The 17,164-nt window shown below is 69.6% G+C and carries 9 protein-coding genes; 3 read left to right on the plus strand and 6 right to left on the minus strand.

Annotated features, from left to right (window positions below):
* Window positions 1–17: 17 nt before the first annotated feature.
* The 3 genes from BST40_RS14620 to gatC all read right to left on the minus strand — a co-directional run bounded on the left by BST40_RS14620 (window position 18) and on the right by gatC (window position 2,921).
* Window positions 18–1,049 (minus strand): ATP-dependent 6-phosphofructokinase, encoded by a 1,032-nt coding sequence (locus BST40_RS14620; protein ID WP_036411949.1) that lies wholly within the window; start codon window positions 1,047–1,049, stop codon window positions 18–20.
* 94 nt (window positions 1,050–1,143) lie between these two features.
* Window positions 1,144–2,625, minus strand: coding sequence for an Asp-tRNA(Asn)/Glu-tRNA(Gln) amidotransferase subunit GatA (gene gatA / locus BST40_RS14625; RefSeq protein ID WP_083154578.1), 1,482 nt, complete (start codon window positions 2,623–2,625; stop codon window positions 1,144–1,146).
* Window positions 2,622–2,921 carry an Asp-tRNA(Asn)/Glu-tRNA(Gln) amidotransferase subunit GatC gene (gene gatC, locus BST40_RS14630; protein WP_075545866.1) on the minus strand — a complete coding sequence of 100 codons (300 nt, stop codon included), beginning with the start codon at window positions 2,919–2,921 and terminating at the stop codon, window positions 2,622–2,624. The genes gatA and gatC overlap by 4 nt, the downstream gene beginning before the upstream one ends.
* Window positions 2,922–3,019: 98 nt before the next feature.
* Between gatC and BST40_RS14635 the strand changes: the two genes are divergently transcribed.
* Entirely contained in the window at window positions 3,020–3,676 is a 657-nt protein-coding gene (locus BST40_RS14635) for an ACT domain-containing protein (protein ID WP_089025155.1), read from the plus strand.
* Between the two features lie 14 nt (window positions 3,677–3,690).
* On the opposite strand, the gene BST40_RS14640 is transcribed toward BST40_RS14635, so the two are convergent.
* The 3 genes from BST40_RS14640 to BST40_RS14650 all read right to left on the minus strand — a co-directional run bounded on the left by BST40_RS14640 (window position 3,691) and on the right by BST40_RS14650 (window position 8,110).
* The gene (locus BST40_RS14640; RefSeq protein ID WP_083154580.1) at window positions 3,691–4,845 is read right to left on the minus strand and encodes an LLM class flavin-dependent oxidoreductase; all 1,155 of its coding nucleotides are present in this window, start codon (window positions 4,843–4,845) and stop codon (window positions 3,691–3,693) included.
* 34 nt (window positions 4,846–4,879) lie between these two features.
* Window positions 4,880–6,967, minus strand: coding sequence for an NAD-dependent DNA ligase LigA (gene ligA, locus BST40_RS14645; RefSeq protein ID WP_083154582.1), 2,088 nt, complete (start codon window positions 6,965–6,967; stop codon window positions 4,880–4,882).
* Between the two features lie 105 nt (window positions 6,968–7,072).
* A complete protein-coding gene (locus tag BST40_RS14650; RefSeq protein WP_075545862.1) occupies window positions 7,073–8,110 on the minus strand; it encodes a uroporphyrinogen decarboxylase/cobalamine-independent methonine synthase family protein in 1,038 nt (345 codons plus the stop codon).
* 71 nt (window positions 8,111–8,181) lie between these two features.
* Between BST40_RS14650 and BST40_RS14655 the strand changes: the two genes are divergently transcribed.
* Both BST40_RS14655 and BST40_RS14665 read left to right on the plus strand, forming a co-directional pair.
* Window positions 8,182–8,811, plus strand: coding sequence for a sensor domain-containing protein (locus tag BST40_RS14655; RefSeq protein ID WP_075545861.1), 630 nt, complete (start codon window positions 8,182–8,184; stop codon window positions 8,809–8,811).
* A 450-nt stretch (window positions 8,812–9,261) separates the two neighbouring features.
* Window positions 9,262–17,157: a SpvB/TcaC N-terminal domain-containing protein gene (locus BST40_RS14665; RefSeq protein WP_142276735.1), complete on the plus strand. Its 7,896-nt coding sequence runs from the start codon at window positions 9,262–9,264 to the stop codon at window positions 17,155–17,157.
* Window positions 17,158–17,164: the final 7 nt, after the last annotated feature.

The raw sequence follows: 17,164 nt of genomic DNA on the forward strand, positions 1-17,164 counted from the left end.
GGTGCGAAACGCCGGCGTCAGCCGAAGAAAGCGGCGGCGTCGTCGTAGCGGCTCTGCGGCACCAGCTTGAGTTGGCGAACCGCGTCCGCCAGGGGAACACGGCCGATGTCTTGTCCGCGCAGCGACACCATCTGGCCGTATTCGCCCGCGTGTGCCGCGTCGGCGGCGTTGACACCGAAGCGGGTGGCCAACACCCGGTCGTAGGCCGTCGGGGTGCCACCTCGCTGGACGTGCCCGAGCACGGTCACCCGGACATCCTTGTTAATCCGCTTCTCCACCTCGGCGCCCAGCTGCGCGGCGACCCCGGTGAAACGCTCATGGCCGAACTCGTCAATCCCGCCTTCGCGTAACTGGATGGAGCCGGCGACCGGTTTGGCGCCCTCGGCGACCACACAGATGAAGTGCGAATCGCCGCGCTGGAAGCGCTGTTTGACGAGCCGGCACACCTCCTCGACGTCGAAGGGCTGTTCGGGGATCAGCGTCATGTGAGCGCCGGAGGCTAGACCGGAGTTGAGCGCGATCCAGCCGGCGTGGCGGCCCATCACCTCCACCAGCATCACCCGCTGATGGGATTCGGCGGTGCTATGCAGGCGGTCGATGGCTTCGGTCGCGACCGTCAACGCCGTGTCGTGGCCGAAAGTCACGTCGGTGCAGTCGATGTCGTTGTCGATGGTCTTCGGCACGCCGACCACCGGCACGTTCTCCTCCGACAGCCAGTGCGCCGCGGTCAAGGTGCCTTCCCCGCCGATCGGGATCAGCACGTCGATGCCGTTGTCGTCCAGGGTCTGCATGATCTGGTTAAGGCCGGCGCGCAGTTTGTCCGGGTGCACGCGCGCGGTGCCCAGCATCGTTCCGCCTTTGGCCAGCAGCCGGTCGTTGCGGTCGTCGTTGCGCAATTGCATGCGCCGGTTTTCCAGCAATCCGCGCCACCCGTCCTGGAACCCGACCACCGACGAGCCGTACCGGGCATCGCAGGTGCGCACCACGGCTCGGATGACGGCGTTGAGGCCTGGGCAGTCGCCGCCTCCCGTGAGAAGTCCAATCCGCATGCCATCATCTTGCACCGCGGCTGGCTCGGGCCGCGAGCAGACGCAGAATCGCATGCGCGGGGCCCGCGCAGTGCGATTCCGCGTCTGCTCGCGCCTAAATCGGTGAGGGCAGCGGGCCGCGGGCTGCCTCGTAGGCGGCTCCTACTCGGTAGAGCCGGTCATCGGCCAAGGCGGGCGCCATGATCTGCAACCCGACCGGCAGCCCGTCGTCCGGGGACAGCCCCGACGGCACCGACATGCCACAATGTCCCGCCAAATTCAGCGGCAATGTGCACAGGTCGAACAGGTACATCGCCAGCGGGTCGTCGACCTTCTCCCCCAGCGGGAACGCGGTGGTGGGAGTCGCGGGCGAGACCAGCACGTCGACCGATCGATAGGCCTCGTCGAGATCGCGGGCGATCAGCGTGCGCACCTTCTGGGCCTGGTTGTAGTAGGCGTCGTAGTAACCGGCCGACAGCGCGTAGGTACCGATCATGATGCGCCGCTTGACTTCCGGGCCGAAGCCGGCGGCGCGGGTCATGGCCATCACTTCCTCGGCGCTGCGGCTGCCGTCGTCGCCGACCCGCAGTCCGTAGCGCATCGCGTCGAAGCGGGCCAGGTTGCTCGACACCTCCGACGGCAGGATCAGGTAGTAGGCGGCCAGCGCATGATCGAAGTGCGGGCAGTCGACCTCGCTGACCTCGGCGCCCAAAGCGGTCAACTGCTCGACAGCGGCCTGGAACGACGCCAGCACTCCCGGCTGGTAGCCCTCACCGCGGAGTTGCTTGACCACCCCGATGCGCACTCCGCTCAGGTCGCCTTTAGCGCCGGCCTTCGCGGCACCGACCACATCGGGCACCGCCGCATCGACGGAAGTGGAGTCGCGGGGGTCGTGCCCGGCGATCACCTGGTGCAGCAGCGCGGTGTCCAGCACTGTGCGTGCGCAGGGGCCGCCCTGATCCAGCGACGACGCGCAGGCCACCAGCCCGTAGCGCGACACCGTGCCGTAGGTGGGTTTGACACCGACGGTCGCGGTCAGCGCGGCCGGCTGGCGGATCGAGCCCCCGGTGTCGGACCCGATGGCCAGCGGCGCCTGGAATGCGGCCAGCGCCGCGGCGCTGCCACCACCCGAGCCACCGGGCACCCGGTCGACGTTCCATGGGTTGCGGGTGGGGCCGTAGGCGGAGTTCTCGGTCGAGCTGCCCATCGCGCACTCGTCCATGTTGGTCTTGCCCAGGATCGGGATCCCGGCCGCGCGCAACCGCAGCGTCAAGGTGGCGTCGTAGGGCGACCGCCAGCCCTGCAGGATCTTCGAACCGCAGGTGGTGGGCATGTCGACGGTGGTGAACACGTCTTTGAGCGCCAGTGGCACGCCGGCCAGCGCAGATGGCAGCTGTTCGCCGGCGGCCAGCGTCTGGTCGACGGCGGCTGCCGCGCTCAAAGCCTGGTCGGCGGCCACGTACAGGAATGCGTGGTACCGGTCGTCGGTTGCCGCGATCTGGTCCAGGCAGGCCTGAGTGAGTTCGGTGGACGACAGCTCCTTGGCGGCGATCTTGGCACCCAGCGTGGCGGCGTCGGAGCGGATGAGGTCGCTCACTCGGCGTCCCCCAGGATCTGCGGGACGGCGAAGCGGCCGTCCACGGCCTGCGGCGCCGCGGCCAGCGCCTGCTCCTGCGTCAGGCACGGCGCGATCTCGTCGGGGCGCGTGACGTTGACGTCCTTGAGCGGATTGCCGGTGGCTTGCACGCCGGTGACGTCGACGGCCTGGATCTGGCTGACGTGCGCCAAGATGGCGTCGAGTTGACCGGCGAAGTGGTCGAGCTCATAGTCGGTCAGCGCCAGACGGGCCAGCCGGGCCAGGTGGGCCACCTCGTTGCGGGAGATCTGGGACACGAGCGAAAAGCCTAATGGGGAGCGTGCGGCTGGTTCACTCGAGTCGCTCTGCTCTTGCCGACATGCCGCGGGCGCGTGGCTGTGTAACAGTGTTGGCCGTGCCGTCGTATCTGTTGCGCATCGAGCTGGTCGACCGTCCAGGCAGCCTGGGGTCGCTGGCGGTTGCGCTCGGGTCGGTGGGCGCCGACATCTTGTCGCTGGACGTCGTCGAGCGCAGCGCCGGGTACGCGATCGACGACCTGGTGGTCGAGATGCCGCCGGGCGCGATGCCGGATCGGCTGATTACCGCCGCCGAGTCGTTGCCCGGCGTCCGGGTGGACAGTCTGCGTCCCCACACCGGGCTGCTGGAGGCGCACCGCGAGCTGGAGCTGCTCGACCACGTCGCCGCGGCCCGTGACAATGCGTCCCGATTGCAGGTGCTTGCCAACGAGGCGCCCAGGGTGCTGCGGGTGAGCTGGTGCACCGTGTTGCACAGCTCCCAGGGCGCGTTGCACCGGCTTGCCGGGAGCCCGGGCGCCCCGGAAACCCGGGCCGATTCGGCACCGTGGCTGCCGATCGAGCGCGCCGCACCGCTCGACGGTGGCGCCGACTGGGTGCCGCAGGCCTGGCGTGACATGGACACCACGATGGTGGCCGCACCGCTGGGCGACCCGCACATGGCGGTGGTGCTGGGGCGGCCGGGCCCGGAATTTCGGCCCTCGGAGGTGGCCCGACTGGGCTATCTGGCCGGAATCGTGGCCACCATGCTGCGCTGACCCATTGCGGCGTATCAGCCGCCGGGTGCAGGGTCGCCTCGCCGGCTGGTCAGCGAACGGGCGACACGCATGGTGGCCCAGAGCCCGTAGCGAGCCGCACGCCGGGACACCAGACCGGATACGGGTGCCAGAACCACGTGGCGCATCCCCGCGTCGCCGAAGGCCCGCAGCTTGGCCAGCACCTGCCGCGGAGTTCCCCACAGCAACGGCCCCTCGGTCATCACGGCGTCCGGCACCGCGGCGATGGCATGCTCGACCGCCCGGCGACCGTGGCGGTCGGGCACGAAGTCGACGAAGGTGTCGAAGTGCGCCCCGAGCGGGTGTACGGCCCCGGCCTGCCGCCACATATCGGCGGGCGCAACAAGCCCAAGCATCCGGACGGCCCTTGTGTCCAGCATCGCCCGCGCCTCCCGTTCGGTCGCGCCGATCACCGCGAAGCGATGCAGCGCCGGTGTGATCGACTCTGCGTCTCGCCCAGCCTCGGCGGCGGCCGCGCGCACCGCCGCCAACTTGGCCGCGTACTCCTGGGGCGAGACCACCGAGACGGGATACCACCCGTCGCCGTAGCGTCCCGTCAGCCGCAGCATCCGCGGACCATGCCCGCCGACCCAGATCTGCGGTACCCGCCCGGGCGGAGCCTCCAGGTCCATGGTCGCCCGGTCGAGCCGAAAGTGCTTGCCGGAGAACGTGATAGGACCGCGTGCCGACAGGCACAGCCGGATTACCTGCAGGGCCTCCTCCAGTCGGGTGACCGGCTCGGAGAAGTCGAGTCCATACGGGTCGACATTCATCCGCTCGCCCGCGCCGATACCCAGGATGGGCGCGCGGCGGGTGAGATGAGACAGCGTCAGCATCGCCTGGGCGATGAGGACGGGGTGCCGCCGGATCGCCTCGGTCACCCCGACGCCCAAGCGCACTCGCCCGGCCCGGGACGCGAGATATCCCAGCAGAACCTGGTAGTCATAAAACTCGTGTGGGCTCTGATCTTGCGCCGCAAGCCAGGTGAGGTCTTTGTTCCAGATGGCGCGGGGCACACCGCTCTGGAAGTGGTCGATGAGCATCACCGACTCCAGCCGCGCCACCCGCGCCGCAAGCAATAACGCCCGAGCGCCGCTCATTGGCGGCTGCGTCCCGATCTGCAGCCCCACCGAGATCGCCGAGTTTGTCATGATCCTTCGCGCCTCAGGTCAACCCGTGCGCCGCTCACTGCGTTGCAGCTTCGGGGTCGGGAGGGCCTTCGGCCAACAGCTTGCGAAAGCCGTCTTCGTCGAGGATCGGCACGCCGAGTTCGATGGCCTTGTCGTACTTCGATCCCGGCGAGTCGCCGGCGACGACGAACGAGGTCTTCTTCGACACCGAACCGGCAGCCTTGCCGCCGCGCGCGACGATCGCCTCCTTGGCCTCGTCGCGGGAAAAGCCGGCCAGCGAGCCGGTGACGACGACGGTCAACCCGGCCAGCGTGCGCGGCACATTCTCGTCGCGCTCGTCGGCCATCCGCACCCCGGCGGCCCGCCACTTGTCGACGATCTCGCGATGCCAGTCGACGGTAAACCATTCCGCGACCGCCGCGGCGATGGTTGGTCCCACACCCTCGACGGCGGCCAGCTCCTCGGCGGATGCCGCGGCGATCGCATCGAGCGTGCCGAATTCGGTGGCCAGCGCGCGGGCCGCCGTCGGGCCGACATGGCGGATCGACAACGCCACCAGCACTCGCCACAGCGGTGCGGCCTTGGACTTGTCGAGGTTGGCCAGCAGGCGTTTGCCGTTGGCCGAAAGCCCGCCGGCCTTGGTGCGGAACAGCTCGGTGCGCAACAGGTCGTCTTCGGTCAGCGCGAACAGGTCGCCCTCGCTGGTGATCACACCGGATTGCAGCAACGCGACGGCCGCCTCGTAGCCCAGCACCTCGATATCCAGAGCACTGCGGCTGGCGACGTGAAACACCCGCTCCCGCAGTTGCGCCGGGCAACGCTGGGAGTTGGGGCAGCGGATGTCGGCGTCGCCCTCCTTCTCCGGGGCCAGCGGGGTGCCGCATTCGGGACATGTTGTGGGCATGACGAATTCGCGTTCGGACCCGTCGCGCAAATCGACGACGGGCCCGAGCACCTCGGGGATCACGTCGCCGGCTTTGCGGATCACTACCGTGTCGCCGATCAGCACCCCCTTGCGTTTGACTTCCGAGGCGTTGTGCAACGTGGCCTGCGCGACCGTCGACCCGGCGACCTTCACCGGCGTCATGAACGCGAACGGGGTGACCCGCCCGGTGCGCCCGACGTTGACGCGAATGTCGAGCAGTTTGGTCTGCGCCTCCTCGGGCGGGTACTTGTAGGCGATCGCCCAGCGCGGGGCCCGCGACGTGGAGCCCAGCCTGCGCTGCAGCGCCACCTCGTCGACTTTGATCACCACACCGTCGATTTCGTGGTCCACCTCGTGGCGGTGCTCACCCCAGTAGTCGATGCGCTCCCGGACCCCGGCCATGTCGTCGACCAGCGTGGTGTGCTCGGACACCGGCAACCCCCAGGCTTGTAACGCCAGGTACGCCTGGTGCAGGGTGGCCGGGCGGAAACCTTCGGTGTGGCCCAGCCCGTGGCAAATCATCCGCAGGCGCCGCCGGGCCGTGACGGACGGGTCTTTCTGGCGCAGTGAGCCCGCCGCGCTGTTGCGGGGGTTGGCGAACGGCGCCTTGCCCTCCTCGACCAGGCTGGCGTTGAGCGCCTGGAAATCAGCGACCCGGAAGAACACCTCGCCGCGGACTTCGAGGACGTCGGGAATCGGGTAGTCGTCGGTGGTGCGCAGCCGTTCCGGAACGTCGTCGATGGTGCGGGCGTTGAGCGTGACGTCCTCGCCGGTGCGGCCGTCACCTCGCGTCGAGGCACGCGTCAGGCGCCCTCCTTGGTAAACCAACGACAGTGCCACGCCGTCGATCTTGAGCTCAGTGAGGTAGCTGGCGGCGTCACCGATTTCGGCGTGGATGCGGGTGGCCCAGGCGCCGAGTTCCTCGGCACTGAACGCGTTGTCGAGGCTGAGCATTCTTTCCAGGTGGTCAACCGGCTCGAACTCCGTCGCAAAACCGGCGCCGCCGACCAGCTGCGTGGGCGAATCGGGCGTACGCAGCTCCGGATACTGTTCTTCGAGCGCTTCCAGCCGGCGCAGCAGCTCGTCGAATTCGGCGTCGGTGATGATCGGCGCGTCGCGCACGTAGTAGCGGAACTGGTGTTCGCGGACCTCCTCAGCCAGCTCCTGCCATCGATGCAACACGTCGGGCGGCGTGGTGTCGGCTTCGGACGAACTCACCCTGGCAGGCTAGCTGAGGGGTCTGACCCGCCGAGATTGCCGTGATGGTCGGGCTAAGCCGGCCATGCGCGACCGTGACGGCAATCTCGCGAAGGTCAGCCGAAATCAGATGGCGTCCGGGTCCTCGGCGAACGCCTCGGCAGCCCTGCGGGCCAGCTCGATGGCGGCGCGCGCCCAGCCAGGCGTCGCGCTCGCCAGGCCGCAGGCCGGGGACACCCCGACGCGGTCGCGCAGCGCCGAACGACCGAAGCCGAGCCGATCGGTCACCGCGACAACCTCGGCGGCGACTTCCTCGACCGCCGGTCGCCGCTGCGGCGCGCTGGCGGGGACGACGCCCAGTACCACGGTGCGGCCCGACTCGACGAAGGCCGCGATGCCGTCCAGGTCCGCCGCGCGCAGCGTGCCCGCATCCACCGACACCGCACCAATAGCGCTGCGCGCCAACAGCTCCCACGGCAGCTCCGGCGCACAGCTGTGCACCATGACGTCCGCGCCGGCCGCCGCGGCGCAGCTGTCGAGCAACGCGCCGGCCACCGCCTCGTCGAGGGGGGCCACCGGGTTCAGTGCGGTCACGCCGGTCAGCCGGCCGCCCAGGGCCGCCGGCAATGACGGCTCGTCGAACTGCACCACCACCGACGTGTCCAGCCGGCGGGCCAGCATCGCCCGGTGCGCGGCGACGCCTTCGGCCAGCGAGGCGGCCAGGTCACGCACCGCACCCGGGTCGGTGATCGCCCGGTGGCCGTTGGCCAGCTCCAGCCCCGCGCTCAGCGTGATCGGTCCGGGCGCCTGCACCTTGACCACGCGCCCGCCGCCCCGCAGACCGGCGCTCTCCCAGGCCTCTTCGAGGGCGTCCATGTCCTCGTTGAGCATGCTGACGGCTCGGCGGGTCACCGCGCCGGGCCGGGCGACGATGCGGTAGCCGCGCGGCACGGTGTCCACCGCCAAATCGAGCAGCAGGGCGCCGGCCCGGCCGAGCATATCGGCGCCCACTCCCCTGGCGGGCAGCTCGACGAGATGCGCCAGGGCATCGGCCAGCTCGCCGACGACGACCTCGGCGGCCGGCCGCGCCGCCGTGCCGGGCCAGGATCCGATGCCGGTGGCCCTTGCGAACGGCGGCGCGAAAGGCGGCGCGAAATCACTCACTTGTCAACCGTATTCGAGGGCTGTTTAGCGGCCGGGCGCACGGGTAGGTTGCAAACACAGAAGGGTGGCTGATGGCAAGACGGATCCGGCCGCTGCTGTGGTGCTGCGCGATGGCGCTGACGGCGGCGTGCACACGCGTGGTGGATGGCGAAGCACTGCCCCCGTATGGCGCTTACCCGCTGGATGTGCTCAACGTCGACACCGTGCTGTTGGACCAATCGAGGATGCGCGCGATCACCGGTGCCGGTGACGACCTGACGATCGTGCCGTCGACGGACGGCAAACACCCGATCGACATCGACGCCCTCGCAGACACCCTGCCCCGGGAATGCCGGTTCATCTACGCCGAGACGGCAATCTTCGGGCCCGACATCGCAGGTTTCCACAAAATCACCTTCCAGGACCCGCCCGAAGGTGCCCTGATCTCCGAGGGCGCCGCGGTGTATCGGGCGCCCGACATCGCCCGGCACGCCTTCGAGTCGCTGGTGGCGGCCGTGGGGAGTTGCGCAAACAGTTCCAGTGGCGCGCTGCTGGTCAGTACGTGGCATGTCGACGGCGACTCGCTGCACATCCGGCCCGGCGACTGCGGCCGCGACTACCGCGTGCTCTCGGTGACGCTGCTGGAAGTCACCTTCTGCGGTTTTCCGGAGTCGGTGCCCGACATCGTGATGACGAACATGGCCGCCAACGTGCCGCATTAGAGTAGCCGATCACTCTTTTGAGTGGCGCTTCGGAGCGATAGGCTCGTCGCTAATCGCGCGTCATACGTAAACGAGTCGGGTCCGTGGCAGCAGCATCCATACCTCTGGGCCGACGCGCCCGATTTGTTGATCTCAGTGACCGCGCGATAGGTGGTCAATGGCCTTGCCGCTCAAGCGATTACGTGGGATCATCGGCGGGCCGAGGATTTTCTGCTCTGAATCGGTAAGGGACGGGCAGGCAACGATGGTGACGATCGGGGACGACCTTTCCGGCGCCGATTTCCTCGGCACCAGACACCGGGTTGACGGTGGACGCATGGTCGACGGAGACGGCAAGAGGCAGTTTCGGCCCGGAGCCGACCTTTGCAGGCCCCCGGGTGGCGGTGAAATGAAGCGGGATGAATACCACCCGGACACCATCGAACTGCCTTGTGCCGTATCGGAAGCCCCGTGTCGCAGCCGCTGACCGAGCACGGGACCGGCGCCGCGGCGCCGCTGGCGCTTCCCAAGGGCGGCGGGGCGATCCGCGGCATCGGTGAAAAATTCGGGGCCAATCCCGTCACCGGAACCGGCAGTCTATCCATTCCGATCCCCGCCAGCCCTGGGCGCGACGGCTTCGGGCCCAGCTTGACCCTGACCTACGACAGCGGTTCGGGCAACGGCCCGTTCGGCTTCGGCTGGACGCTGCGCCTTGCCTCGATCACCCGGCGCACCGATCGCGGGCTGCCTCGATACCGGGACGCCGAGGAGTCCGACGTGTTCGTCCTGGCCGACACCGAAGACCTTGTTCCGGTGCTCACCGACGCCGGTGCGCGCTGGGAGGACCGCGCCAGCGCCCCCGGCTACGTCATCCATCGCTACCGGCCCCGGTTGGAGGGCCTGTTCGCGCGGATCGAACGCTGGACTCACCGCAGTGACGGCGACGTGCATTGGCGCTCGTTTTCCCGAGACAACGTCCTGACAATCTACGGCCGCGACGACCGGTCACGGATCCGCGACCCGGCCGACAGGCGCCGCATCTTCTCCTGGCTGGTGAGCGAGACCCGCGACGACAGGGGTAACGGCATCCTGTTCGACTACGTCGCCGAGAACGGCGCCGGGGTCCCACTCGAGCGGGTGCACGAGCGCAACCGCGGCGACCGCGCCGACGCGGCCCGCGGCGCCAACCGCTACCTCAAGCGGGTACGGTACGCCAACCGCACGACGCTGCTCGACGAAAATGGCGACCGCCCAACCGATCTCACCCAAGCTGTGATCGATACGACGGTGTGGATGATGGAGGTGGTCTTCGACTACGACGAGGGTCACTTCGAAACGCTGCCGCCCGCCCCCGGCGTACCGGTACGCGAGCAGCACGCCCTGGTTCGCGCCAGCCCGCAGCCGGCGCACGCGTGGGCGCCGCGGCCGGACCCGTTCTCGACGTTTCGGCCCGGATTCGAAATCCGCACCGTCCGGCGCTGCCGGCGCGCACTGGTGTTCCACCACATTCCCGACGTGGCCGGCATGGCCGAACCCGTGCAGCCCGGTTACGACGGCCTCGTCGCCGCCACCCACTTCGACTACAACGACCTGAACCTGCCCGCCTCCGTCGCCGTGGAACACGCGCACGAAGGAAGCACCCGCTACGGCTCCTTTCTGTGCGCGGTCACCCAGTCGGGATATCGCCACGCCGACGCGCCCGGCACCGAACTCGAGCAGTCGCTGCCACCGGTGCAGCTGCGCTACAGCCGCCCGGCGATCCAGGAGGCCGTCCGCCAGCTCGACGCCGCCGACATCGCCGACCTCCCCGCCGGCCTCGACGCGCGGCGCCGACTCGTCGATCTCGACGGGGAAGGACTGCCCGGCATCCTCGCCGACGAGGCGGGCTGGTGGTATTACAAAGCCAACCTCGGCGGGGGCCAATTCGATGCCGCCGCAGCGGTTTCCAGCCAGCCGCGGTCGGGGCGCGACCGGTTGATCGATCTCGACGGGGACGGGCGCCCAGCCCTGGTCTGCCTCGACGGCCCGGTGCCCGGCTACTACGAACGGGCACCGGGTGTCGGCTGGGAAAACCTGCGTGCCTTCGAACAGCTTCCCGCTCTGATGTGGGACGACCCGGCGCTGCGCTTCGTCGACGTGGACGGCGACGGCCGACCTGACGTCCTGGTCACCGAAGACGAAGCGCTGGCATGGTATCCGTTCCTGGGCGACGAAGGATTCGGCGAACGGGTGCGGGTGCCCGCGGCACTGGACGAGGAGCTGGGCCCACGCGTCGTCCTCGCCGATGCGCTGGAATCCATCCAGCTCGCCGACATGAGCGGCGACGGGCTGGCCGACATCGTCCGGATCCGCAACGGCGATGTCTGCTACTGGCCGAACCTGGGTTACGGCCGCTTCGGCGCCAAGATCACCCTCGACGACGTCGCACCCTTCGACGACGCCGAGGCGTTCGATCAGCGTCGCATCCGGCTGGCCGATATCGACGGATCCGGCACCACCGACCTCATCTACCTCGCCGACGACGGTATTCGCCTGTACTTCAACCGCTCCGGCAACAGCCTCAGCGAAGCGCGCCCGCTCCCCCCGCTCCCGCACCTCGACGACGTGGTGAACGTGCTGGCCGCCGACCTGCTCGGCAACGGAACCGCGTGCCTGGTGTGGTCGTCAGCGCTGCCGGCAGACGCCGCCGCACCCATTCGCTACCTCGACCTGATGGGCGGCGCCAAACCGCATCTGCTGGTCGCAACGACCAACAACATGGGCGCCGAAACCCGCGTCGAATACGCGGCGTCGACCCAGTTCTACCTCGCCGACAAGCGGGCCGGCGTGCCGTGGCCGCTCCCGCTGCCGTTCCCCGTACACGTCGTGGAGCGGATCGTCGTCGTCGATCACATCAGCGGCAACCGATACGGCACCCGATTCGCCTACCACTACGGGTATTTCGACGTCGCCGAGCGCGAATTTCGCGGCTTCGCCAAGGTCGAACAATGGGACAGCGAGGCGTTCGCCGCGCTCGATCCCGCCGGCGCGGGCCCAGGCATCACCAACCTCGAGGCGTCCTCGCAGGTGCCGCCGGCACACACCGTGACCTGGTTTCACACCGGCCAGTGGGAGCGACGCGCGGAGTTCGACGCCGCGCTGGCCCGCGACTACTACGGCGATCCGCAGTTGGGTGAGCCGGTGCTGCCGGCCGGGCTTTCCGTTGACGAGGAGCGCGAGGCCCGCAGGGCGCTCAAGGGTTCGCTGCTGCGGCGCGAGGTCTACGGCCTGGACGGAACCCGCCGCCAGCCGCACCCCTATTCGGTGACGGAAAGCATCAGCACCGTGCGCTGTCTGCAGCGCCGGGCCGGCAACCGGCACGCCGTCTTCCATACCACGCAACGTGAGACGGTCACGCTGCACTACGAACGTGAGCCGGACGACCCGCGGGTGCAACACGACCTGACCTTGGAAGTCGATGACCACGGCAATGTCGTGCGCGCGGCGCAGGTGGTGTATGGGCGGGCAATACCCGACGGTGCGTTGCCACCCGAGGAGCAGGCCGCACAGGCCGCGGTGCATGTGCTGCTCGCCGAAAACCGGATGACCGACCCCCTCGACGAGCCGAGCACGTACCGCGAGCCGGTGCCCTGCGAGCAGCGTCGATTCGAGGTGACCGGGATCCCGCCGCCGGCCGCTGCGACCCGATACGGGTTCGACGACCTGGCCCGCCGGACCGCGCAGGCGGCCGAGATCCCGTTCGAGGCAACGCCGACCGGCGCCACGGCGCAGAAGCGTGTGGTCGACCACCGCCGCGCCTACTTCCGCCGCGACGACCTCAACGGCCCCGCCCCGTTGGGCAGTACCGGTCGCCGCGCGCTGCTGCACCAGCGCTACGCGCTGGCGTTGACGCCCGGTCTGGTCGACCAGGTATACGGGACCAAGGTGACCGCCGCGCTGCTCGACGGCACCGGCCGCTATGCGCACCCCGACGGCCACGCCGGCTTCTGGACCTCGTCGACCCGCGAGCTGCTGTCGCCCGGCGCAACCGACAGCCCGGCACAGGAATTCGCTTACGCCCGTGCGCATTTCTTCCGTCCGCTGCGCCTTCGGGACCCGTTCCACACCGCCGTCACCAGCACCGAGTCGTTCACCGTGCTCGACGCGCACGACCTGCTGGTCTTCGAAACCCGCGATGCGCTGGGCAACACCACCCGTGCTGTCGGTCTGGACTACCGGGTGCTCCGCCCGTCGCGCCTGGCCGACCCGAACGGCAACGTCAGCGCCGTGGCCTACGACGCGTTCGGCGTGGTCGCGGGCAGCGCCGTCATGGGCAAACCCGCGCCCGCCCCCGCCGAGGGGGACACTTTGGACGGCTTCGTCGCCGACCCGACACCGGCGCAGGTGCAGGACTTGCTGGCCGATCCGCGCGGGCCGCTGGCGGCCACCCTGCTGGCGGGCGCGACGACACGAACCATCGTGGACCGCAATGCTTTTCTCCGGACACCGGCGGGTCCGCCGGTCACCGTGACCATCGTCAGGGAAGTCCACGTGTCCGAGCTGCCCGCCGGGGCGGCCAGTCCACTGCAGGTCCGCCTGGCCTACTCCGACGGCCTGGGCCGGCAGGTGCAAACCAAGGCGCAGGCACGGGCTGGGCCGGTTGCGCAGCGCGACGCCGCGGGCGCGGTGATCGTCGGCGCCGACGGGCAGCCGGTGCTCACCGCGGCCGACGCGGACCCGAGGTGGGTCGCCAGCGGCTGGACGGTGTACAACAACAAAGGTTTTGCCGTCCGCCAGTACCAACCCTTCTACACCGACCGCCATCAGTTCGAATTCGATGTCCGGGTGGGGGTCAGCCCCATCACGTTCTACGATCCGCTCGGCCGCACGGTCGGGGTGCTGCATCCCGACCACACCTGGCAGAAGACCGTCGTCGGCGCGTGGCGTTCGGAATCCTGGGACGCCAACGACACGGTGGCGCTGGTGGGCGCCGCCGACGACGACGTCGGTGGGTTCTTCGAACGCCTGCCCGCGGCGGCGCACGTCCCGACCTGGGCCGCGCTGCGCACCGATCCCGCGCTGTCGGCCGCGCGCTGGCCGGATCCCGGTGACCGGGCGGCGCACCGCCGCGCCGCCGAGCAGGCGATGGTACACGCCGCGACACCGACTGTCGCGCATAGCGATTCGCTCGGACGCGCGGTTCTGACGGTGGTGACCAACCGCTACAAATACTCCGACGCCACACCGGCCGACCCGCCGACCGAGCGCAGCTACCGCAACCGGGACGTGCTCGACATCCTCGGCCGGCGCCGCGCGGTGATCGACGCGCGCGGGCGGACCGTGCTGCGCGCCGCATTCGACCTGCAGGGCAACCGGATCCACGAAGCCAGCATGGAAGCCGGGGCCCGCTGGAGTCTGACCGACGCCATCGGCGGCGCGCTGGTCTCCTGGGACGACAAGGGGCGGCGCTTCACCACACGCTACGACGTGCTGCGCCGGCCCACCGGCACCGTGCTGACCGACGGCGGCGCCGACATCCTGGTCGCCGACACCATCTACGGCGAATCGCGGCCCGACCCGCAGGCGGCCAACCTGCGTGGGCGTGCCGTCGAACTGCGGGACCAGTCCGGCTCGGTGACCACCGACCGCTTCGACTTCACCGGCAATCCGCTGCGGGTGCAACGCGCGTTGGTGGCCGACTACCGCAGCGTCATCGACTGGTCCGGTCCGGTCGACCTGGAAAACGAGCGCTACCTCAGCGCCACCCGGTTCGACGCGCTGAACCGGCCGATTCAGGTCATCGCGCCGCACAGCAGCCAGCCCGGCGCCGCGGTCAAGGTGCTGCAGCAGCAGTACGACCAGGGCTCGCTGCTGCGCCGCCTCGACGTGTGGATCGACGAATCCGATGAGCCCACAACGCTTCTCGACCCGGCCAGCGCCGACGTCCCCGCACTGGCCGACGTCCGCTACGACGCCCAGGGGCGCCGTATCCAGGTCGACTGCGGCAACGGTGTGCGCACCACCGCCCGCTACCACCCGCTGACCCAGCGGCTCGCCGAGCTACAGACCCGTCGCACCTCAGCAGCTTTCGCCGACTGCCCGGACCCGCCGCCGGCGGGATGGCCCGGATGCCAGGTGCAGAACCAGCGGTTCGTCCATGATCCCAGCGGCAACATCGCCGCGGTGCGCGACCTCGCCCAGCAGGCCATCTTCTTCCGCAACAGGCGCGTCACCGCGGACAGCGACTACACCTACGATGCCTTTTACCGGCTGATCGAGGCGACCGGCCGCGAGCACATCGGCCAGGCGGCGCCCTCCCCGGCCACGTACAACGATGTTGCGCGCCTTCGTATCCCGCACCCAGCCGACGGCAACGCGATGGCACGCTACCTCGAGCGCTACACCTACGACGACGTCGGCAACCTCCAAGCGGTGGCGCATGTCGGCACCGATCCCGCCAATCCGGGATGGACCCGTACCTATGCTTACGCCGAGGCCAGCCTGCTGGAGCCGGCCCAGCACAGCAACCGGCTCACCAGCACGACAGCGGACGCCGTGACCGACGTCTACGAATACGACGAGCACGGCAACACGCTGAAAATGCCGCAGCTGCAAGCGATTCAGTGGGACTTCGCCGACCGGATGCGGATGACGCGGCGTCAGGCAGTGAACGCCGGCGACGCCGACGGCACCGCCCACGCCGGCGAGCGGACCTATTACGTCTACGGCGCCGGCGGCGAACGGCTGCGCAAGGTCACCGTGACGGCCGCCGGCGTCGTCGTCCAGGACCGCATCCAGCTCGGCGGCGTGGAGATCCTGCGCCGCGCCGGCCCGTCACCGCTGACCCAGGAGATCCTGCACATCCCCGACGGTTCGGCCACCCTGGCCATCGTCGAGACGACGCTGTCCGGCGGGCCGCCAGGGGCGCCGAAACACCTTGTGCGACATCAGGTCCGCGACCAACTCGGTTCGGCGGCGGTCGAGCTCGACGACCAGGCGCGGATCCTCAGCTTCGAGGAATACACACCCTACGGCGCCACCACCTACCAGGCGGTGCGCAGCCAGACCGAGACACCCAAGCGATTCCGCTTCCTGGGCGCCGAGCGCGACGAGGAATCGGGCCTGCAGCACCTGGGCGCCCGTTACTACGCGCCCTGGCTGGGCCGGTTCGTCTCGTGCGATCCGATGGGCATCGAGGGCGGCACCTGTCTGTACGCATACAGCCGCGCCAATCCGGTTACCCGCAAAGACCCGGGCGGCATGGGCGACGAGCCGACGGCCGCCGGCGGTATCACGATCACCAGCGGCGGCAAGGTCAGCGCGGGACCCTTTGTGGTCAACCGGGATCCGTCAAAATACGTCGTCGCGTTCGGACCGGGAATGGGCTACATGGATCGCGCCGAGCACAACACCGGGCTCATTCCGCTCAACATTCAAGACAAATACAACTGGGGGCGGCCGGGCACGGGACCGCCGGCGTTCTTCCCGTCCGGTCCGGAGCTGGAGAAGCAATTTCAGGTACCCAACTCCCAGGGCCAGCGACGCGACCTCTACCCCATGTTCTCGGCGCTGATGACCGAGGAGGCGCTCGAGGGCAAAGTCGCCAGCACGGTCCACTTCGACATGCGCAAGGTCAACCCGACACCGAAGATGCCGCCGCTGGTGCCCGGTGACCCGGAGGCTTCCACGCCCGGGTACTCGTGGGCCGACTTTCACTCTTCCGCCGAAGCTCGCCGGGTGCTGGCGCACCTGGCCGACACCGCCCCCGGCGACCGCAAGGTCGACATCTTCATCGAACACGAAGACGGAATCTCGATCATTCGCAAGGGCTCCGGCGCGGTCGAAGGCGCGCCGCTGCCGCAGCGGCTGGCCAAATTCGTGCCCAACCTCAACAACGGCGGCACCCGCGGCAGCGGCGGCGGAACAGGGACGGCGCCGACCGGCGGCGGTGCGCCGGGCGGGGGCTCCAAGGGCGGCGGTTCGCGCGGCGGGCCCAGCCTGGGTCAGCGGGTCGGCGGTGCGGTCGCCGGTGCGGCCAAGGTGGCGATCCCGGGCGTCGTCGAAACGGAGGCCATCGTGGGCAGTAGCGCCCTGCTGGCCTACGGCCTCGGATATCACACCGCGGCCGCGACATTGCTGACCGTGGCCGAGGCGGTACCCGTGGTGGCGGCTGCGGGCGCGGGCGGCGCGCTCGCCGGACTGGCGGCACGCAACGCCGCCAAGGAATACCTGGGCGCCACCCAGCAAGAGGCCGACACGATCGGCTTGCTGGCCGCGGTCGGCGTGGGCGCCGCCATCGGATCCGTCATTCCCGGCGTGGGCACCGCCGTCGGCGCGGCAATCGGCGCCGCGGTGGCGGGCATCGCCTACCTGTTCAGCATCTGGTGACCGAAGG

It is taken from the genome of Mycobacterium persicum, from assembly GCF_002086675.1.
Classification (GTDB): domain Bacteria; phylum Actinomycetota; class Actinomycetes; order Mycobacteriales; family Mycobacteriaceae; genus Mycobacterium; species Mycobacterium persicum.

What these genes read in the sequence shown, in the direction of transcription:
- BST40_RS14640 (WP_083154580.1), bottom strand. Translation starts at nt 4,845, where the DNA reads ATGACAAACTCGGCGATCTCGGTGGGGCTGCAGATCGGGACGCAGCCG.
- BST40_RS14655 (WP_075545861.1), top strand. Translation starts at nt 8,182, where the DNA reads ATGGCAAGACGGATCCGGCCGCTGCTGTGGTGCTGCGCGATGGCGCTG.
- BST40_RS14620 (WP_036411949.1), bottom strand. Translation starts at nt 1,049, where the DNA reads ATGCGGATTGGACTTCTCACGGGAGGCGGCGACTGCCCAGGCCTCAAC.